An 18,993-nucleotide genomic window follows, 5' to 3' on the forward strand; every position below is an offset into this window, starting at 1 on the left:
GGGCCATTTACGTTGCGAGCCATTCGCCGGCCCCCCCCCAGGGTTGGTTTGGGGGGCGGGGGCGCCGGGGTGGAACAAACAGGGGCGGACGGATCAGGCCAGGCCCTTTTCCTCCAGCCAGTCCTTCGCGGCTTCGCTCGGATCCAGCTTCTGGTCGCCGCTGACGGCCTGGTTCAGGGCGATCAGGTCCTCAGTGGTCAGCTGGGCCGACACCTTGTCCAACACCTCGCGGGCCTGGTCATTGACCTGGTCATCGGCAACGAGCGGAATGACCTGCTGGGCCGGCCAGTTCTGCTTCGGGTCCTCCAGCACCACCAGGCTGTTTTCCTCGATGGCCGGGGTGGTGGTGAAGATGTCCGCCACCTGGATGTCGCCCTTGAGCAGTGCATCGACGGTCAGCGGCCCGCCGGCGTCACCGATGGCGGTGAACTCCTTGAACTCGCAGCCGTACTTGTCCTTCAGGCCGGGCAGGCCCTGCGTGCGCTCGGCGAACTCAGCGGGGGCCCCGAGGGTGAGTTCCCCGCAGACCTTGGCCAGGTCCTCGATGCTCTCCAGCTGGTATTTTTCCGCGGTGGCGGCAGTGACCACCATGGCGTCCTTGTCTTCGGCGTCGGAGGGCTCAAGGACCACCAGGTTCTCCGGCAGCTTCTCCCCCAGCGCGTCCACGATCTCGCCGGGATCCACCAGATCCGTTTCCGGGTCCACGTTCACCAGCAGTGCCCCGGTGTACTCGGGGATGAGGTCAATCGAGCCGTCTTTCAGGGCCGGAATGTAGACCTCGCGCGAGCCGATGTTCAACTTGGTTTCGGCAGGGATGCCTGCGGCGTTCAGGGCACCGGCGTAAATTTCGGCGATGGTGCTGCTCTCGGGGAAGTCGGCGGAACCGACTATCAGCGTTTCGGCGGAAGCGCTGCCGGAGGCGGCTGCCGTGCTTTCCTCCTGCAACGGGTCCCCTCCCCCGCTGCAGCCGGCCAGGGCCAGGGCCAGTCCGCCGGCCAGGACAGTCAGGGCCTTACGCCGGGATGCCCGGGTCGCGTGCTGCTTCATGGTTTTCCTCCTTGTGCGCCGGCAGCGGGTCCTCCGCTGCCGGTCGATGTGCCGGCCGCCTGGCGGCGGCCGAGTCCAGTGGGGATCAGAAAGCGTGATCCCAAGGCAATCACGGCATCAACGGCGAGCGCCAGCAGGGCGATGACCACAGCACCGCCGAACACCCTTCCGTAATCAGCCAGGGCCAGTCCGTCGATCAGGTAGCGGCCCAGCCCGCCCAGGTTGATGGTGGCGACGACGGCGGCGGTGGCGACCACCTGCAGGGCCGCGCCGCGCAGTCCGCCGAGGATCACCCGCATGCCGTTGGGAACCTCCACCCGGAACAGGACCTGCGCTTCGGTCATGCCCAGGCTGCGGGCGGCGTCGACGACGCTGCGGTCCACGGAGGCGACGCCGGCGTAGGCCCCGGCCAGCAGCGGCGGGACAGCCAGCAGCACCAGGGCCCAGATGGGCGGCATCAGCCCCAGCCCGGCCAGCAGCACGAACAGGGTGAGCATGCCCAGGGTGGGCAGGGCACGCAGCAGCCCGGAAACGGCCACCACCCCTACCTGTCCCCTGCCGGTGTGCCCGATGACCAGGCCAACAGGCACGGCAATGACGGCGGCGATCAGCAGCGCCAGGCCGGTGTACTGAAGGTGCTCCAGGACCCGTACCGGGATGCCGGCTGCCCCGCTCCAGTTGGCCGGGTCGGTCAGCCACTCCCAGCCCTGTCCCAGCGCATTGGTGCTGGTGTAATCGGTGTGCGGAACAGCCACGGTCATGCTCCCTTCAAAGCGGCTTCAGGAGCCGCCGCCAGGGGTGCCGGGCGCGGTGCCTGCCCCGGTCCGCTGCGGCCGTGCGGGCCGCCGGAAGAGCGGGAACCCTTTCCCTTGCCGGCACGCAGCCACGGGGTCAGCGAACGCTGCAGCAGGACAAACACCATGTCCATCACGAGGGCCAGGACCAAGGTGGCGAGGATGCCCACCACGATCTCCGTCACGAAGTAGCGGCGCAGCCCGTCGCTGAAGAAGAAACCGAGGTTTTCGACGCCGATCAGCGCGCCCACGCTGACGATGGAAATGTTGCTCACCGAGACCACCCGCAGCCCGGCGATCAGCACCGGAACGGACAGCGGCAGGTCAACGGTCAGGAATCGGCGCAGCGGCCGGTACCCCATGGCCACGGCGGCCTGCCGGACGCCGTCATCCACCGAATCGAAAGCATCAATACCTACCCGCAGCATCAGTGCCACGGCATAAATGGTCAGGGCGATGATGATGTTGGCCATGTCGAGGATCCGGGTCCCCAGGATGGCCGGCAGCGTGACGAACAGTGCAAGCGAGGGAATCGTGTAGAGCAGGGAACCTGCCGAGAGGACAAAGCCGCGGATTTTCGGCCGCCCCCGGACCAGCTGGGCCACCGGCAGGGCGATCAGCACCCCGATCAGCAGGGGCAGCACGGCCTGGTACAGGTGCAGGGCACTGAGCCGCAGCACGTCGTCGAGATGGGCCTGGAACCACTCCATGTCAGCTGCCGCTCCGCGCGAGCCTGGCCGCTTCGATCAGGGCCAGGACTTCGGCCGCCTTCACCACGCCAACGGCCCGGCCGGCACCGTCAACTGCCACGCCCAGGCCCGAGGGCGAGGACAGGGCAGCGTCCAGCGCGCGGCGCAGGCTTTCACCTTCGGGATAGAGCGAACCCCCGGGCACCAGATCCCCGGCACCGGTGACGGCGGTGCGCCCGGCTGCCGGCACCCAGCCCAACGGTGCGCCGCCGGCATCTACGCACAGTGCCCAGCCGTCCTGGACCTGGAAGGCGGGGTCCTGCAGCTGAGCTACGTCGACCAGCTGCACCGGGTGCACGGGCACCGCGTCCCCGTTCTGGAAGGACAGGTGCCGGAAGCCGCGGTCGCGGCCCACAAAACCGGCCACGAAATCGTCCACCGGCGCCCGGAGGATCTCCTCGGGAGCGGCGTACTGGGCCAGCCTGCCGCCGATGCCGAAAACGGCCACCTTGTCCCCCAGGATGGTGGCCTCGTCAATGTCGTGCGTGACGAACACGATGGTCTTGGACAGGTCCTGCTGCAGGCGCAGCAGTTCCTCCTGCAGTTCGGCGCGCACCACCGGATCCACCGCGCTGAAGGGCTCGTCCATCAGCAGCACGGGCGGATCCGCGGCAAGGGCACGGGCCACGCCCACGCGCTGCTGCTGGCCGCCGGACAGCTGCCCCGGATACCGGTCCCCCAGGGTACGGGCCAGTCCGACGACGTCGAGGAGTTCCGCGGCCCGGCGGCGGGCCGCTGTGCGTGAGGTCCCGTTCAACCGCGGCACGGTGGCCACGTTGTCCAGCACGGTGCGGTGCGGCAGCAGCCCCGAGGACTGCATCACGTAGCCCATGGAGCGGCGCAGCTGCGCGGCCGGCACATCCGATACGTCCCGGCCGTCCACCTCAACGGTGCCCGAAGTGGGTTCCACCATCCGATTGATCATGCGCAGCGACGTGGTTTTGCCGCAGCCCGATGGGCCGACAAAAACGGTGATCGAGCCCCGCTCGATGTCCAGGTCCAGGTTGTTGACGGCGGGCGCGGCGTCCCCGTAGGTCTTGGTCACCGCGCGGAAGCGGATCATGGGGGTTCCGGCAGGGCTGCCCGATGCATGCTGGCCGGTAACAGCGGGGTCTGGCGGCGGGGTCATGGTGCGTGCCTTCCGTGGGGTGCCATGGCATGGGAATGCCGGATTCAGGAATGCCGGGTTCAGGGATGCCGGGCCAAGGTATACCAGGCCCAGGGATGCCGGTGCGTTGGCAGCTCGCGGCGTGCCGTGAAGCATCACGGTATTTCACAGGTGCGGCGTGCGTCCAGCAGGGCGGGCATCCGGTGTGATGGGCGGAGTGAGGGGCGGTGCGGCGGAGAGCAGGCGCAATCCGGCATCCACCAGCCCGGTTCGCTCCAGCGTACTGATGCCCTCCAGCGGAAACCATGCGGCTTGGTCAGTGCTTCCGCCCGTTTCATTGCGCAGTTCTCCGCCTTCGGGGCTGGCCCGGTAAATGATCCGCAGTGCGTGCAGCAGCCTGCCGCTTTCGCGGTGCAGGCGTTTCTCCGGGGGGATGAAGATGCTGTCCACTCCCAGGAGGCCCTCGAGCCGGGCGTCATAGCCGGTTTCCTCGCGGACCTCCCGCACTGCGGCTGTGGGGGCGTCCTCCCCCAGTTCCAGCCCGCCGCCGGGCAGTGTCCAGCGCGAGTTGCCGTGCTCGTTCCAATGCGCCAGCAGCAGCTGGCCGCCGCGGATGATCACGGCGTACGCGCCCACCCGGACGTCGAATTCGGCGGCGGCCATTTCAGCTCTCCGCGCCGGTACTGCGGGCCTGGTTCGCCAGCAGATACGCCACACCGAACACAGGGTCCCCGGAAAGGAAGCGGATATCGGTCAACCCGGCTGCGGACAACCGGTCCCGCAGCAGGTCCTGCAGCAGCGGCTGGTGCGTCCCGAGCCCGCCGCCGATCACCACAGGCCCGGCGGTCTTCAGGAGGCGGGCGACGTCAAGGATGGTTCCGGCGAGGTATTCGGCGGCAGCGTGCACAATGTCGGCTGCGGCCGGATCTCCCGCCCGCGCCGCCTCGAAGACCAGCCCCGCTTTGCCCGCCCAGTAGCGGCGGTCAGTGGAGCCGTGGAACTTTCCGATGAGTTCGGCCGGCTCGGCCACTCCGCAGGCCGGCAGCAGCGCGTTGGTCAGCGCATCCGGTGTCCGTTCGAGGTCGCTGTGCCGCAGCACGTGGCGGACAGCTTCGCGCCCCACCCAGTAGCCGCTTCCTTCATCCCCCAGGAGGTAACCCCAGCCGCCGGAACGGGCCTGACGGCCCGATGCGTTTATCCCCCAGGCTACGGAGCCGGTGCCGGCGATGACGGCAATCCCTTCAGCGGCTTCCCCCGCAGCGAGGATCAGGCGGGTGTCGTGGATAACCCGGACGACGGCGTCGGGCACGTGTTCGGCGATCAGCGCCCGCAGCGCGGCCTCGTCTCCGGGAGTGTCCACTCCGCCGGAACCGGCCACTACCGTTTCCACGCCGTCGGTGCCGAGCTGCGCGAAGATTTCCGCGAGGGCCGCCCGGGCCGCGTCCACGGAAACGTTCTGCACGTTGGCGCTTCCCGTCCGGGCCTCGGCCGTGACGGTGCCGTCCTGCAGCCGGATGCCGTGTGTTTTGGTGCCGCCGATGTCGAGGCCGATGGCAATGCCGTCGGCGGGGTTGGTGCTGGGGAGAACATGCATTCGTCCAGCCTACTTTCCCGCCGGGATCCGGCGAACCGGCGCAGGTGTCAGCGGGCGTGCGTGCGCCGTGCCCGCCGCAGGCTCAGGACGGCCAGCGTGAGGCAGGCGGCGGTGATGATGCCGGAGAACCAGGCCACGGACGGCTCCAGTCCCCAGATGCCGCCGGCCGCTCCGAGGCCGAGCACCGGCAAAGCGCTGCCCAGGTAGGTGATGACGTAGACGGTGCTGATGATGCGGGCATGTTCGGCAGCTTCCACGGCGGCGGCGACTTCATTGAAGACCACGCGGAAGGCCATGCCCTGGCCGAATCCGGCGGCCAGGCAGGCAACGGTCAGGAGGACCAGGCTGCCGGTGGCCCCGGCCACCGGAATCAGCGCAATGCCCAGCCCCATCATGGTGAGGCCCACCGGTGCGGTAAACCTTCCGCGGATGCCGGTGAGCTGGCTGACGGCCGACGCGCCCAGGGCCAGCGCAGCCAGCAGGCCGATGGCCGGGCGCCAGGTGGTGCCGGCAATCGAGGAGAAATAGGTGGGGGCCAGCGAAAGGCAGAACCCGAAGGCGGCGAAGCTGAGGAACCCCGTGATGGAGGCAATCCAGAACTGTGTCCGCGCCCGGTGCGACACGGCGGGCTTGCGCGGCCGCAGCATGGCCAGCGGCCGGCCCTCGCTCAGCGAAATGGCGGGGCGGGCCTTGAGCAGGCACAGCGGAACCAGCAGGGCGGCGAGGACGGCGGAGTGGATCAGGAACGGCGTCATGGTGGGTGCCGGCAGCAGCGACAGCACGCCGCCGATCACCGGGCCCGCCGCCACCCCGCCAGCCGACACCAGCAGCGTAAAGCGGGTGGCCCATTCGGGCTTATGCGGCAGCAGTTCCCGCAGCGCGGCGGAGCTGGCTCCGGTGGCCAAGGCCACGGAAGCACCCTGCAGGGCGCGGCCCGCCATCAGGGCGCCGACGCCGGTGGCAGTGCCGAAGACCAGTCCCCCGGCGAGGGAAACGACGCCGGCCACCACCAGCGCGGCGCGGCGGCCAATGTAATCGGACCAGTGGCCCACCAGCAGCAGACCGGCCACCAGGACCAGCACGTAGGAGGCAAAGGCGAGCGTAACGCCGAAGTAGGACAGCCCAAGGGAGTCCCCCAGCAGCGGATACAGCGGGGTGGCCAGGTTGGCGCCGATCAGCAGGGTGCTCATCACCGCCAGCGTCAGGATAAGCCGGGGACGTATGGCGGCGTCCCACTCCTTCCGGGTGGTCCGGGCGGCGGGCTGCATGCGCAGCTCACTGAGCACTGTCACTGGGTACTTCCGTCCTATTTGTAGCTAATGCTCCCACAGGATGAAGTGTCAGCGACCAGTCAGTAGAGACTAGAGTGAACATTTGATTGATCTGCTCAATATGACCGCCCCACACTGACCGGAGATGCGCTAAATGGCCAATCTGGACGCACTGGACCGCCGCCTGCTGCTGGAACTGGTAAGGGACCCCCGGGTCCAGATCAGCGACCTGAGCGAAAAACTCGGCGTAGCCCGCAACACTGCGCAGAGCCATGTGCGGCACCTGATGCGGGCCGGCGTCATCCGCCCGGCCGGGCGCGACGTGGACCTGTCCCAGCTCGGCTACGACGTCCAGGCCTTCGTGACCATTGAGGTCACCCACCGCGAACTGGACGGCGTCATTGCCGGGCTGCGGACCCTGCCGCAGGTGTTGGAGGTACACGAAATATCCGGCCGCGGAGACGTGTGGTGCCGGCTCACCGCCACCGACACCCAGCAGCTGCAGCAGGCCCTGCGGTCGGTGCTGCGGATCAAGGGGGTCATCCGGACCGAAACCGTGCTGGCCCTGCATGAGCACATTCCCTACCGCACCGAGCCGCTGCTGGAAAAGCTGGTTCCGCCCCGCGAATGATCCCTTCCCGGCCCGGCGGCGCGCGTTGCCTCCGGTCAGCCTTGCGCCGTCCGCAGCAGCTGCCGGGCGGTCTCCAGCCTGAGCCGGGCCTGCTGGACGCGGCTCGTTCCGCGCACCGGGCGGGAGCCGGCCACCAGGGTCAGCACCACTCCGGCGGTCCGGGCTGCCAGGGATGCCGGATCAACCGCTTCTTCGAAGACCAGCCGGTAGCGCAGCAATGTTTCGCCCAGGTGCGGCAGGTGCGGATGGGCAGCCGCAAGGACGGACAGGTGCCCCATGATGCAGGCCAGGTCATCGGCGCGTTTGCCCGGCCCCAGCCCGTCCACGTCCAGCAAACCCGTCACCTCGGAACCGGTGACCAGCAGGTTTCCTTCGTGGAAATCCCCGTGGACGGGCACGGTTGGACCGGCCGGGGCGGACACCAGGACCTCCTGGATGCCAGCTGCCAGTTCCCGGATCCGGCCTTCCTCGGCGGGCAGCACCGCGGCCGCGGTGCAGGCATAGTCACCCGCCCGCTCCGCCCAGGCATGCCGGTGCGGAAGCTCCAGCGCGGCAGCGGGAAGCTCATCCAACAACTGCAGAAGGGTCTCCGGTGCCGGGATAGCGGTCCCCGCCGGAAGCGCAGCACCTGAGGCCAGAAGGCGGAAGAGCGAGATGCCGGCCAGTCCGCCCAGGGCCACCGCATCACCGGTGTGCACAGGGGGCACCGCAAGGAGCGGCGGCACGGGAAGGCCCGCCGCAGCGAGCAGCTGGTGCCGCTGCCTCAGTCCCGGCAGCAGCGGCTTCGGCAGGAGCTTCAGGTAGGCCGTACTGCCGGCATGCTCAGCCCGCACCACGGCCCGGCGCAACGGCCGGTAAGCCACCAGGGACAACCGGGCCGGGCTGCCGGTTCCGAAGACGTCCTGACCCACGGCCCCGGCGTCCACAGCCCAAGGCAGTGACGCCAGCACCGGGTCATGCGGATGCAGCCACATGCGCAGGTCCAGTCCGGCGATCCGTGCCCGGGTAAGGCCAGGGGCGGTATCCATGGCTGTGACAGCGGCAGTGGTAACCCCAATATGGAGGGTCAAGTCATCCGGCCCGGTTTTGCTGCCGGGGTTCCCGGTGCCGCACCGGACGCGGTAGAGGGCCGAAACTGCTCCTCCGGGACGGTGGTGGCTGCGCAGGTGGGCCCATTCCCGCAGCCGCAGTCCGCGGTCTGCCAGCATCTGCTGAAGAGGCCCGCGCATGGCCGCACCGGCAAAAACTGCCACGGCGTCGGACGCCCGGCCGGGACCGGAACTCCCGGATGCCATCGCTGGGCCGCGTGCGGCGCTAGGCCCGCCGGCGCTGCAGAACGTCGTCGAGGTTGATTTTGCCGGTTTCCGGCCGTTCCTGGGCGGCCGGAGCCGGGACAGCGCCCGGGCGCAGCGGAGTCTTCGTGAGGGGACGAGGGGGCTCGGGCAGGGCAATGGGTTCGGGCGCGCGGCGTTCAGCCTTGGGCGCGTCCACGTAGATCGGCTTGGGAACCTCCACCGGCTGCCACGGGGTGGTGCCGGGCTTGACCGGCTGAGCCGCAGCGGCCACCTTCAGGGCCTCCGCGCGCAGTTCCTCCGCAGTGAACGGGGCAGGAGCTGTCGGTGCTGCGGCGGCGGGAGCTGCTTCGGCGCCCGGGGCGGTGTCCATTTCGGTCGAAACGCCCGTTTCCGTGGAAGCACCGGTGTGAGGGGAAGCGGCGGATTCACGGTCGAAGAGGACGGTTTCTTTCTGTGGTTCGGCTGGTACTGCCCGGGCGGCGGTACCAGCTGCTGCACCGTCGGCGCTGCTGTCCTGAACGGCTGCACGGTTCTGCGGCAACGGACCCATGGCGGCACGGAAGGCGTTCTCCATCCGGCGGCGGCGGTCCCGCAGCGCGAGCGAACGCAGGGCGGACACCACCACTGCCGTTACGGCAAGGCCGGCCACCGGCAGCAGCCAGGAAACCGAGGTGACGGCTGCGAGGACCGCACCCAACGGAATGGCCAGCAGCGCAATGAACCCGACAACCGCCAGGACGGTCCTGCCGGTCCGGATCCGCAGGGGCGCCGCCGACGTCGGACGCGCCGTCGTTCCCGGCTCCCGGCCGTGTGGGAACCCGCCCCCGCTGGGTGTGTGGCTGCTGGTATTCATGATGTTCCCCTGGAACCCTGTGCCCGGCGAGGCGGGCGGTCGGACGGTGGTGACGGCGGCGGCGGAGAATCCAGCCGCCAGCGATTCGCCGGCTGGTCGCCGGAAGAAATAGGGACCCACCCAGAACAGCCACAGCGCCACGGCAAGTGCCAGCGCCAAAGAGCTGTTCAGGGAGCTGTTAAGAGGGAAGTCCACATCTACGACGGTAGAAGCTCCCGGGCACCGGCCCCCGCATTCAGTGCGGTGTGTCGGCGTGTCCGGTGTGAAAAAAGTTGCCTAACCGTGCCGGCGGGCATTCCACCGGTTCAAGAGCCCCTCCGGCACTTCCTCCGCGGTCAGGGCAAAACTGCGGTGGTCGGTCCATTCTCCGTCGATGTGCAGGTAGCGCAGGCGCATTCCCTCATCACGGAAACCGAGTTTTTCCACCACCCGCAGGCTGGGCCGGTTCTCCGGCCGGATATTGATTTCCATCCGGTGCAGGCCCAGTGCGGAGAAGCAGTAATCAGTGGCCAGGGCGACGGCGGTGGGGACAATGCCGCGGCCGGCACGCGCCTGGTCCACCCAGTAGCCCAGCGTAGCCATCCGCGCGGATCCCCACACAATGCTGGAGACCGTCAACTGCCCCACGATAGCCGGAGCGCGGGCAGGATCCTGCCGCTCGGTAATCACGAACGGCAGCGCGGAGTCCTGCCGCGCCTGCCTATTGAGGCTGCGCACCATCTCCCCATAGGTGGGCGGTTCGCCGCCCGGTACGGGATTGGTCGCTTCCCAGGGACCGACCCACGCTGAATTGCGTGCACGGACGTCAGTCCATTCACGCCGGTCGCGGTGCCGGATCGGCCGGAGCACAACGTCGTCGCTCTCCAGCCTCACCGGCCACGCAGGACCCTGCATCGCGGGTTCTAGGCTTCGAACGTACCGGTGAAGTCCTTGAGCCACTCGCGGAGTCCGGGCCCCAGGTCCTCACGCTCGGAGGCCAGGGTCACCACGGCCTTGAGGTAGCTCATCTTGTCGCCGGTGTCGTAGCGGCGTCCACGGAAGACCACACCGTATACACCCGCGCCTTCTCCCTCGGCGGAGGCAAGGGTCTGCAGTGCGTCGGTCAACTGGATCTCCCCGCCGCGGCCCGGGCCGGTCTGCTCCAGGACCTCGAAGACGGAGGGGTGCAGCACATACCGGCCGATCACGGCCAGGTTGGACGGGGCGTCAGCGGCGTCTGGCTTTTCGACAAGCTCGTTGACGCGGACGTAGTCCTCGCCTTCCACTACGGTGATGTCGGCGCAGCCGTAGGCACTGATCTGCTCGGGGTCGACCTCGATCAGGGCAATCACCGACCCGCCGGTCTTGGCCTGGACGGCCACCATCTGTTCGAGCAGCTCGTCCCGGGCGTCAATGAGGTCATCGCCCAGCAGGACCGCGAAGGGCTCGTCGCCCACGTGCAGCTTTGCGCGCAGCACGGCGTGGCCCAGTCCCTTCGGGTCGCCCTGGCGGAGGTAGTGGATCTCGCCGAGCTCCGACGCTGCACGCACCATTGCGAGCCTGTCGAAGTCGCCCTTGTCTTCCAGGGTCTTCTCGATGAACGGCACGCGGTCGAAATGGTCCTCGAGCGAACGCTTGTTCCGTCCGGTGATCATCAGGATGTCCGACATGCCCGCGTTAACGGCTTCTTCAACCACGTACTGGATGGCGGGCTTGTCCACCACCGGGAGCATTTCCTTCGGCATTGCCTTGGTGGCGGGCAGGAAGCGGGTACCGAGACCAGCGGCGGGGATTACGGCTTTGGTTATGGTGGGGCGCGACGTCGTCATAGTCGTAAGACTACCTAAGTGTGCTCAGGTTGCACCAAATAAGCGTGCTATTGGGACAATAGGCCTTATGCGCCAACTGACAAAGGACCAGGCACGGCAGGAATTCCTGCAGAACCGCCGTGGGCTGACGGATGCCGAGCGGACCGCAGCGGCCCGTGGCCTCGCCGTCCGGGGCTTGGACGGCGTCTGCGAGCTGCTGCCCGCCGGCGCTACGGTCGCCTGCTACCTCTCCGTTGGCACCGAACCGGGAACCGGCCTGCTGCTGCCGTCCCTGCACGGGGCCGGCTTCCACGTGGTGGCGCCGGTCTGCGAACCCGGCCACCAGTTGTCGTGGTGCTCTTGGACACCCGGTATCGACATGGTGCCCGGGATCTATCCGAACCTGATGGAACCGGCCGGACCGCGCTACGCGGCCGCCGATCTGCCCGGCCTCGACCTGGTGTTTGTTCCCGCACTTGCCGCCGATGACGCCGGGGGCCGGATGGGAAAGGGCGGCGGCTATTACGACCGGTTCCTGGCGCAGCTGCGGGCCGACGGCAACGCAGCACCCGCGGTGGCCGTGGTCTTCGAGCAGGAATTCGTCCCTGCCGGCACCTTTGAAACAACCCCCCTCGATGCGGCCGTGGACGCTGTGCTGACCCCTGCTGCTTGGCGGAAAGTACCGGTTTAACGCATGTATACTTAGCACTCAAGGCCATAGAGTGCCAAGGAGGATTACAGAGTGCCCACGTACGCCTACGCCTGCAAGGACTGCTCCCATTCGTTCGATATCCAGCAGTCCTTCAGCGAAGATTCCCTGACGGTCTGCCCCGAATGCGGCGGCCGTCTTCGCAAGAAATTCAACAGCGTTGGAGTTGTTTTTAAGGGATCCGGTTTCTACCGCACCGATTCCCGCGACGCAGCTTCCTCCGTCCCGGCTGCACCTGCCAAGGCCGACGCCGGCCCGGCGCCGGCCGCCAAGGCCGAAAGCGGCACTTCTTCCGCCGCGGCAACCTCCTCCCCCGCCTAGGCCGACCCCGCCTCCACAGCAGGCCTTCCCTCCGCGGGCGGGCATCGCCGCCAGCCCGCCGCTCCCCCGGCGCTTTGGAGGGCCGCACCGCGCCTAGCGTGGCGGCATGCCTTTTCGACGCCGGATTGTTCCCGGCCCCCCAGGTTCCGCCCCGTCTCCTTTCACCGGCGACCGCGCCTTGGGCGTGCATCCACACAGCCGACGACGACGCCTGCGCCGCTTTGTCGCGCGCCGCCGCAGGCTGTTGGCTGCCCTGGCCTGCTGCGTTGCTGCCGGCGTCGCGGTCCAGGCACTGATTCCGCCGGACGCGGAGCGGACCGTGGTGGTCCGTGCCGCCCGGGACCTGCCGGCCGGCACCGTGCTGGAGGCCGGATCACTGGCAACTGCCAGCATCCCCTCCGAAGCTGTTCCGCCCGGCGCCCATGACACTCTCGAACCGCTGGTGGGGCGGCGCCTGGCCACGCCGCTGTTACGGGGCAGTCCCGTTACTGAAATCTCGCTCGCCGGTTCGGGACTGCTGGCAGGGGCACCACCCGGCACGGTTGCCGTCCCCCTTCGCCCGGCTGATCCTTCGGTGCTCGGCCTGCTGGGGCCGGGTCAACTGGTCACCGTGGTGGCGGCGTCCGGCGAGGCGGACTACAGCGCGGGCGCGGCAGCGCAGGACAGTACTGCGCAGGACGGCGCTGTGGTTCTTGCTACGGCGGTTCCGGTGCTGTGGGTCTCCGGCGCCTCCCCCGGGGCAGGTTTCCCCGGTGCCGGCTCCGCGTCCGGCGACTGGACGGCAAGCGCCGGCGAAGGCCTGGTGGTGGTAGCCGCCGACCGTGAGGACGCGGCCCGGCTTACTGCGGCGTCCGGAACCGGCGGGATATACCTGGTCCTCACGGGAGGGTAGCCCCCCGCGGGCGGAAGGGAGTCAGCCCCAGTGCGGCGGCCGCTGCTCCAGCAGCCAGGAGTCACGGTCCTCCGGACCATCGCCCCACACCCTGGGATCGTCCTCCTTGGCCTTGACGGGAACCAGCCCTGATGGCCCGATCGATCCTGCACGGCGGTTGCCCCGCCGGCGCGGTGCCGCATGCTCCGGCGACGGCTGCTCGTTGCCGTCACCGGAACCCTGCGGCTCCTGCTGCTTCATCACTGCTTCATTCTCCTTGCGTGCTCTCCGGAATGGATCCGGCCCTCCGATCGCGCATCCGGCTGCTGCCGTGCGGGGTCACCGTGACGGTGGCGCTGCCGCCCGGCTGCGTGCCGGTGCTGCCGGCCGCCGCTCCGCGGTTCACCGGCTGCGGTGCCGCATTGTCCGTTTCGGGCAGGCCCAGGTAGCGGCCGACCAAGTCGGCGCAGGCCGACGGATCGCTGAAGACCTCAATGGTCCACAACGGCATGTACCGCCAACCGCGGCGCTCCAGCAGCTGCGGACGCAGGCGGCTGCGTTCCCGGACGGACATGGCCCGGTACCGGTCCGTGCCGTCGGACTCAATAGCCAGCGGAACCGACATGCTGGCCGAGTCTCCGGTCAGGGGCGCGGCCGCGACAATGTCGATGGCGCCGTCGTAGTGGTCCCACACCTTGGCGCCCCGTCCGCGCAGGCGCTCGACCAGGTCCGCGACCAGCGGGTCCTCTTCCATGATGCCACCGGTTGCCGGTCCTTCCACGGCCTTGGCCGTTTCCGGCTCCAGTTCGCGTTTGATCAGTTCGTAGAAGTCCAGCGCTCCGTATCCCAGCCGGGTCCGGTCCAGGTCCGCCGGCTGGAAGCAGGTGAGTACATGCTGCTTGTAGCGGGCGCGGGTCATGGCCGTGACGAATTTCTTGCGTCCGTCCGGTGCCGAGAGGGGGCCGAAGTTGTGCAGCGCGCGGCCGTGCGGGGTGCGGCCGAAGCCCAGGGAGAAGATCACGCAGTCGCGCACCATTCCCACGGCCCGGTCCACCGGAACCACCCGGAAGGACTCGGTTTTGGCGGTGAAGAAGTCAGCTGCCCAGGGGAAGTTGGCCATTTGTACACGGATGGCCTCGGCAACCCGGACGGCATGGCGCGGGCTGGCCGTGATAACACCCAGGGAGTGGTGCGGGCGGCGGCGGATGTGTTCAAAGACCAGGTCGACCACGCGGTTGACCTCGGCCGCCACGCTCTCCACACCCTCATGGTCGGCACTGGGCATGCCGGTGCCGTCGGCCAGGTATTCCACGGACAGGGAACGGTGGCCGCTGGTGACCTCTTCAGCGCTCGGCACCATGGAGAGCCGGCCGTCATAGAAGGAGTCGCTGAGCTGGCGCAGCAGCGCCTTGTCAGTCCCCCGGTACACAGTGGACAGGGTTCGGGTGGGCAGCACACGCTCCAGTGCGTCAAACGCACTGAGCAGTTCAACGTGCTGCAGCGGCGCCCCGGCCGGTTCCACACCAATGGTGAACGGCCGCGGTCCGCCCAGCCAGCTGTCGCCGAAGGCAATGACCTGGGAGGCGCGGGCCAGGGCGGGCACCGCGGACTGCAGGCTGGTGGACTCGGCATCCAGCAGGACCACCGTGTCGAAGCGCCGGTCCTCGGGCAGGACCATCGGCAGCACCAGGGGGCTGGCAGCCCACACGGGCAGCAGGGCCGAGACGAGTTCCTCGGACTGCTCGCAGAGGCTGTCCAGGGACAGCTCGCCGTCCTTGATCAGCTCGCGCAGCTGGTTGGCAGCTCCCGCGGAGCGGTCGACGCCGGAACGCCAGCGTGAGGCCAGGCTCCAGCGCAGGCGGGCACTGCCGGAGGCGATGTGGGCGTTGTCCGCGAGCCGGTATTCCGCTTCCAGGCGGCGCAGGCTGTTGCCGTCGGACATGGCCAGGTAATCATCACCGCTGATCATGGCTTCCAGCGCGGACTGCCACCAGGCCAGTTCCAGTTCATAACCCACGTGCTTGGGCTGGACCTGCCGTTCGGCCAGGTCATCCAGCAGTTCGCCCAGGCCCTGGGCCCGCATTTCATCCAGAAGCAGGGTGCGCTCGGGCAGCGTTTCCAGTGTTTGGCGGTCCCCTGCCAGCTCGCTGAGCTGTTTCTCCAGCTCATCCAGCTGCAGGGAAGCCAGGTCAGGGTGCAGCGGCGTCTCGGCCAGGATCCCGGTCAGGGTGTCCAGCTGGTTCTTGACCAACACGTAGGACCGGTTGATCTCCGCCAGGCCGGTGGGTACCGAGGGGTGGCGCTGGGTGGTGGCGTACCGGGTCCAGGTGGCCCGCTGCTGCTGCACTTCGGTCAGGGACGCGTGCAGGTCCGAGATGTGGACGCCGGGACGCACATATTCCTTGGCCACCCGGCGCAGGCGGGAACGGGTCATCGAGCTCATGTCGATTCCGCGCTCGCGCCGCCAGGAAGAAGAGGCGGTGGCGGAAATCAGGTCGGTGACCGGGCGGTCGAAAATATCCGGCGTGAACTTGTCCAGGCTTTCGCGCACGGCGACCAGCAGTTCCAGCTGTTCGCCCCACTGTGCGAAGGTTTCGCCCAAACGGATTTCGGAGTGCTCGGCTACGTCTTGGACCTTCGCGCGCAGGGCGGGCAGATCCGTGGCAAGGGTTTGGGTCAGCGCGTAGGCTTCTTCGGTTTCCTTGCGGTTGAGCAGCTTGGCACCGTACCAGGGGCTGGTGGTGGCCGCGCGGCTGAAACTGCCCAGTTCGGCGGCCCGGCGCAGGCGTCCGGTCAGCTCAGTGCGGTCCGTGATGCTGTCCAGCACGCTCCGCTTGAGCCGGACGGTGGTGGCCGGCGCGGGGCTCATGCTGGTCAGCTCCGCCAGGGACTGCATGGCCTGGTACGGCGAGCAGCCCCAGCGGCGGCGCACGTTGTGCAGGGACTTGACGTGGTCCCGCAGTTGGTGCCGGTTTTCGAGCAGGACCTTGTGCAGGCCCGCTACTTCCGGGGCCTGGGCTTTCTCGTTGCGCACGATGGCCCGGATCAGCTGGTCCTTGAGCTGCTGCTGGGTGAGGCCTGCGTTGACCTGCAGGACCAGGGAGCCCAGCTGCAGGGCATCGAGTTCGGACACGAACTGGTTCAGGGTGCCGCGGCGTTCGGCGACCACGAGCACTGACTTGCCCGCGTTGGCCAGGGCCGCGACGGCGTTCAGGGCCGTTTGGGTCTGCCCGGTGCCGGCCGGAGCCGAGACCACCAGGGACTGCCCGGCATTGACCAGGTCCAGGACTTCCTGCTGCTGCCGGTCCGCGTCGAGGATCAGCAGTTCGTCTGCGGGGTCGCGGTCGTCCAGCGGCGGCAGGTCCAGCGGCCGGGCGGAGGCCGGCGCGGCAGAACCGTCGCGGGCGGCGTCGATCAGCGCGCGGAGGATCGGGTGCGCGGGGTCCAGCGCCGGGTCCTCGGCGAGGTCCGCGAGGTCGGCGAAGGTGGATACCAGCAGCCGGTGCTCGATGTTGATGCCGCGGACGCTGCCGGTGACGGCCCGGAGCCGTTCCAGCACCGGGTGCGGATCGAAGCGGGCGGTGCCGTAGGCCAGGCGGGTCAGGGCGTCGACGTCGATGTCCAGGCCCTGTTCCTGCTGCAGGTGGCGTACCAGCGCGGGGTTCAGTGCTGCCTTTTCGGTCAGCTGGAGTTCGTAGTCATCCTGGGAGGCATGGATGGTCAGGGCCACGGGGGTCAGCAGCACCGGCGCGGTGAGCGACTCGGGGCGCAGTGCCTCGTCCGAGGCGTACCGCCAGGAGGCGGTACCGGCGGCCATGTACCCAACGTCGATGCCGCGGTCGGTGCCCAGCTCGTAAATCTTGGCGCGAAGCAGGCGCCCGGCCTTCATGGCGGCACCATACTGATCCGGGTCCCGCAGCAGCGTGGACAGGCGGGTGCGGCGGCCGGCCAGCAGCTGGGCCAGGCCGGAGGGATGCGCGTGCGTCAGGTCGATGCTGTTCGCGGCTGAGGGGGTGAAATGCAGCAAAGTGTCCGTTCCGGCGTGCTGTCCCAATTGTCCCAGCCACGGCAGCAGGAAGTCCGAGGGATTCTCCCCGGTATTCTGCTCAGACACTAGTGCCCTCTTTTCTGCACTTCCGCGCGTTTTCGACCAAATTGGCATACGTTCAAAACTATCGCGTCGGGCACGGTTTCCCGAACATAGCAACGCGGGGGACAAACAGAGGGGCCAACACCGGGGACGGTACCGGGCAGCACCGGATACGAAGCTGGGGACGGCCAAAATGGCCGTCCCCAGCTTTTTACGCTATTCCCACTCGATTGTTCCCGGTGGCTTGGACGTGACATCCAGCACTACGCGGTTGATTCCGTCCACCTCGTTGGTGATGCGGTTGGAAATACGTGCCAGCAGGTCGTACGGCAGGCGTGACCAGTCGGCTGTCATTGCGTCTTCGCTCGAGACCGGGCGCAGGACGATGGGGTGGCCGTAGGTCCGGCCGTCGCCCTGCACGCCCACGCTGCGCACGTCGGCGAGCAGGACCACCGGCATCTGCCACACCTCGTTGTCCAGGCCGGCAGCGGTCAGCTCGGCGCGGGCAATGGCGTCGGCACGGCGGAGCAGGTCCAGGCGTTCCTTGGTGACCTCGCCGACAATGCGGATACCCAGGCCGGGGCCGGGGAACGGCTGGCGTCCCACGATTTCGGCGGGCAGGCCGAGCTCGGCACCCACGGCGCGGACTTCGTCCTTGAACAGCGCCCGCAGGGGCTCTACGAGTTCGAACTTCATGTCCTCGGGCAGCCCGCCCACGTTGTGGTGGCTCTTGATGTTGGCTGCGCCTTCACCGCCGCCGGACTCGACGACGTCGGGGTACAGGGTGCCCTGGACCAGGAAGCGGATGGGCTCGCCCTCGGCTTCGGCCTTGGCCATGATGGCCCGCTCGGCTTCTTCGAAGGCCCGGATGAACTCGCGGCCGATGATCTTGCGCTTCGTCTCCGGATCCGACACCCCGGCAAGTGCGCTCAGGAAGCGCTCCTGCTCGTTGGCCACATACAGGTTGACGCCGGTGGCGGCCACGAAATCGCGTTCCACCTGCTCGGCTTCGCCTTCACGCAGCAGCCCGTGGTCCACGAAGACACAGGTCAGCTGGTCGCCGACGGCGCGCTGGACCAGGGCGGCGGCTACAGCGGAGTCGACGCCGCCGGAGAGTCCGCAGATAACCCGGGAAGTGCCGACCTGGGCGCGGATGCGGGCAACCTGCTCTTCCACGATGTTGCCCGTGGTCCAGCTGCGGTCCAGCTTGGCACCCTTGAAGAGGAAGTTCTCCAGCACGGTCTGGCCGTGGGCGGAGTGCTTGACCTCGGGGTGCCACTGCACGCCGTAGAGGCCCTTTTCCTCATTCGCGAAGGCCGCCACCGGTGCTCCGGCAGTGCTGGCGAGCACGTCGAAGCCTTCCGGGGCTTCCTGGACGCTGTCGCCGTGGCTCATCCACGTGTTCTGCTCCTCGGGGGTGCCCTCGAGGATGGACCGGGCACCGCCGACGGCGCGGGCATCGGTGGAGCCGTACTCGCGCAGGCCCGTCTTGGCCACCTTGCCGCCCAGGGCGGCAGCCATGGCCTGGAAGCCGTAGCAGATGCCGAATACGGGCACGCCGGCTTCGAACAGGTCGGTGTGCACGGTCGGGGCGCCTTCGGCGTAAACGCTGGAGGGGCCGCCGGAAAGGATGATGGCAGCCGGGTTCTTCGCCAGCAGCTGCTCGGTGGTGTAGGTGTGGGGAACCACCTCGGAGTAGACGTCGGCTTCGCGCACCCGGCGGGCAATCAACTGGGCGTACTGTGCTCCGTAGTCCACAACAAGGACGGGCCGCTCTTCAATGGGGTCAGTCGCGGGATTAGTCACGTTTCAAGGATAGTCGGCCCGCCGCCGGGCATGCACACCGGCCGGCGGACGCTTTGCTGCATCCGCC

At 68.5% G+C, this 18,993-nt stretch carries 18 protein-coding genes; 4 read left to right on the plus strand and 14 right to left on the minus strand.

Annotated elements, in window-relative coordinates:
• Window positions 1–93: 93 nt before the first annotated feature.
• The 7 genes from LOC57_RS00990 to LOC57_RS01020 form a co-directional block, all read right to left on the minus strand.
• A complete protein-coding gene (locus LOC57_RS00990) occupies window positions 94–1,047 on the minus strand; it encodes an ABC transporter substrate-binding protein (protein ID WP_227912902.1) in 954 nt (317 codons plus the stop codon).
• The gene (locus LOC57_RS00995; protein ID WP_227912900.1) at window positions 1,044–1,808 is read right to left on the minus strand and encodes an ABC transporter permease; all 765 of its coding nucleotides are present in this window, start codon (window positions 1,806–1,808) and stop codon (window positions 1,044–1,046) included. The genes LOC57_RS00990 and LOC57_RS00995 overlap by 4 nt, the downstream gene beginning before the upstream one ends.
• Window positions 1,805–2,551, minus strand: a complete 747-nt coding sequence (locus LOC57_RS01000) for an ABC transporter permease (protein ID WP_227912898.1) — start codon at window positions 2,549–2,551, stop codon at window positions 1,805–1,807. The genes LOC57_RS00995 and LOC57_RS01000 overlap by 4 nt, the downstream gene beginning before the upstream one ends.
• 1 nt (window position 2,552) lies before the next feature.
• Window positions 2,553–3,653, minus strand: coding sequence for an ABC transporter ATP-binding protein (locus LOC57_RS01005; RefSeq protein ID WP_227912962.1), 1,101 nt, complete (start codon window positions 3,651–3,653; stop codon window positions 2,553–2,555).
• Between the two features lie 210 nt (window positions 3,654–3,863).
• The gene (locus LOC57_RS01010; RefSeq protein WP_229957604.1) at window positions 3,864–4,361 is read right to left on the minus strand and encodes an NUDIX hydrolase; all 498 of its coding nucleotides are present in this window, start codon (window positions 4,359–4,361) and stop codon (window positions 3,864–3,866) included.
• 1 nt (window position 4,362) lies between these two features.
• Window positions 4,363–5,292, minus strand: a complete 930-nt coding sequence (locus LOC57_RS01015; protein WP_227912895.1) for an N-acetylglucosamine kinase — start codon at window positions 5,290–5,292, stop codon at window positions 4,363–4,365.
• Between the two features lie 47 nt (window positions 5,293–5,339).
• On the minus strand, window positions 5,340–6,584 hold the full coding sequence (locus LOC57_RS01020; protein ID WP_227912894.1) for an MFS transporter: 1,245 nt from the start codon (window positions 6,582–6,584) through the stop codon (window positions 5,340–5,342).
• Window positions 6,585–6,717: 133 nt separating this feature from the next.
• Here LOC57_RS01020 and LOC57_RS01025 point away from each other — a divergent pair, with 133 nt between their 5' ends.
• Window positions 6,718–7,194, plus strand: a complete 477-nt coding sequence (locus LOC57_RS01025; protein ID WP_227912892.1) for an Lrp/AsnC family transcriptional regulator — start codon at window positions 6,718–6,720, stop codon at window positions 7,192–7,194.
• Between the two features lie 35 nt (window positions 7,195–7,229).
• Here LOC57_RS01025 and LOC57_RS01030 read toward each other — a convergent pair whose 3' ends face one another.
• From LOC57_RS01030 to galU, 4 genes are all read right to left on the minus strand, one after another.
• Entirely contained in the window at window positions 7,230–8,489 is a 1,260-nt protein-coding gene (locus LOC57_RS01030) for a phosphotransferase (protein WP_229957606.1), read from the minus strand.
• A 19-nt stretch (window positions 8,490–8,508) separates the two neighbouring features.
• Window positions 8,509–9,537, minus strand: coding sequence for a hypothetical protein (locus tag LOC57_RS01035; protein ID WP_229957608.1), 1,029 nt, complete (start codon window positions 9,535–9,537; stop codon window positions 8,509–8,511).
• Between the two features lie 81 nt (window positions 9,538–9,618).
• Window positions 9,619–10,236, minus strand: coding sequence for a GNAT family N-acetyltransferase (locus tag LOC57_RS01040; protein WP_227912888.1), 618 nt, complete (start codon window positions 10,234–10,236; stop codon window positions 9,619–9,621).
• A gap of 8 nt (window positions 10,237–10,244) precedes the next feature.
• Window positions 10,245–11,150 (minus strand): UTP--glucose-1-phosphate uridylyltransferase GalU, encoded by a 906-nt coding sequence (gene galU, locus LOC57_RS01045; RefSeq protein WP_229957610.1) that lies wholly within the window; start codon window positions 11,148–11,150, stop codon window positions 10,245–10,247.
• A 67-nt stretch (window positions 11,151–11,217) separates the two neighbouring features.
• Between galU and LOC57_RS01050 the strand changes: the two genes are divergently transcribed.
• The 3 genes from LOC57_RS01050 (at window position 11,218) to LOC57_RS01060 (ending at window position 13,051) form a co-directional block, all read left to right on the plus strand.
• Window positions 11,218–11,820: a 5-formyltetrahydrofolate cyclo-ligase gene (locus LOC57_RS01050; protein WP_229957612.1), complete on the plus strand. Its 603-nt coding sequence runs from the start codon at window positions 11,218–11,220 to the stop codon at window positions 11,818–11,820.
• A 51-nt stretch (window positions 11,821–11,871) separates the two neighbouring features.
• Window positions 11,872–12,159, plus strand: coding sequence for an FmdB family zinc ribbon protein (locus tag LOC57_RS01055; RefSeq protein WP_227912884.1), 288 nt, complete (start codon window positions 11,872–11,874; stop codon window positions 12,157–12,159).
• Window positions 12,160–12,265: 106 nt separating this feature from the next.
• Complete coding sequence (locus LOC57_RS01060) at window positions 12,266–13,051, plus strand: RcpC/CpaB family pilus assembly protein (protein WP_229957614.1); 786 nt, start codon at window positions 12,266–12,268, stop codon at window positions 13,049–13,051.
• A gap of 21 nt (window positions 13,052–13,072) precedes the next feature.
• On the opposite strand, the gene LOC57_RS01065 is transcribed toward LOC57_RS01060, so the two are convergent.
• The 3 genes from LOC57_RS01065 to guaA all read right to left on the minus strand — a co-directional run bounded on the left by LOC57_RS01065 (window position 13,073) and on the right by guaA (window position 18,926).
• Window positions 13,073–13,294, minus strand: coding sequence for a hypothetical protein (locus LOC57_RS01065; protein WP_229957616.1), 222 nt, complete (start codon window positions 13,292–13,294; stop codon window positions 13,073–13,075).
• A 4-nt stretch (window positions 13,295–13,298) separates the two neighbouring features.
• Entirely contained in the window at window positions 13,299–17,144 is a 3,846-nt protein-coding gene (locus LOC57_RS01070; protein ID WP_331460622.1) for a DUF4011 domain-containing protein, read from the minus strand.
• Between the two features lie 192 nt (window positions 17,145–17,336).
• Complete coding sequence (gene guaA / locus LOC57_RS01075) at window positions 17,337–18,926, minus strand: glutamine-hydrolyzing GMP synthase (protein WP_227912878.1); 1,590 nt, start codon at window positions 18,924–18,926, stop codon at window positions 17,337–17,339.
• Window positions 18,927–18,993 lie beyond the last annotated feature (67 nt).

This window comes from Arthrobacter sp. zg-Y750 (assembly GCF_020907365.1).
Lineage (GTDB): Bacteria > Actinomycetota > Actinomycetes > Actinomycetales > Micrococcaceae > Arthrobacter_B.

Bases quoted from the DNA above. Each gene is read 5' to 3' on its own strand.
- LOC57_RS00995 (WP_227912900.1), bottom strand. From the start codon at position 1,808: ATGACCGTGGCTGTTCCGCACACCGATTACACCAGCACCAATGCGCTG.
- LOC57_RS01000 (WP_227912898.1), bottom strand. From the start codon at position 2,551: ATGGAGTGGTTCCAGGCCCATCTCGACGACGTGCTGCGGCTCAGTGCC.
- LOC57_RS01040 (WP_227912888.1), bottom strand. From the start codon at position 10,236: ATGCAGGGTCCTGCGTGGCCGGTGAGGCTGGAGAGCGACGACGTTGTG.
- LOC57_RS00990 (WP_227912902.1), bottom strand. From the start codon at position 1,047: ATGAAGCAGCACGCGACCCGGGCATCCCGGCGTAAGGCCCTGACTGTC.
- LOC57_RS01010 (WP_229957604.1), bottom strand. From the start codon at position 4,361: ATGGCCGCCGCCGAATTCGACGTCCGGGTGGGCGCGTACGCCGTGATC.
- LOC57_RS01030 (WP_229957606.1), bottom strand. From the start codon at position 8,489: ATGGCATCCGGGAGTTCCGGTCCCGGCCGGGCGTCCGACGCCGTGGCA.
- LOC57_RS01015 (WP_227912895.1), bottom strand. From the start codon at position 5,292: ATGCATGTTCTCCCCAGCACCAACCCCGCCGACGGCATTGCCATCGGC.
- LOC57_RS01005 (WP_227912962.1), bottom strand. From the start codon at position 3,653: ATGATCCGCTTCCGCGCGGTGACCAAGACCTACGGGGACGCCGCGCCC.
- galU (WP_229957610.1), bottom strand. From the start codon at position 11,150: ATGACGACGTCGCGCCCCACCATAACCAAAGCCGTAATCCCCGCCGCT.
- LOC57_RS01060 (WP_229957614.1), top strand. From the start codon at position 12,266: ATGCCTTTTCGACGCCGGATTGTTCCCGGCCCCCCAGGTTCCGCCCCG.
- LOC57_RS01050 (WP_229957612.1), top strand. From the start codon at position 11,218: ATGCGCCAACTGACAAAGGACCAGGCACGGCAGGAATTCCTGCAGAAC.
- LOC57_RS01025 (WP_227912892.1), top strand. From the start codon at position 6,718: ATGGCCAATCTGGACGCACTGGACCGCCGCCTGCTGCTGGAACTGGTA.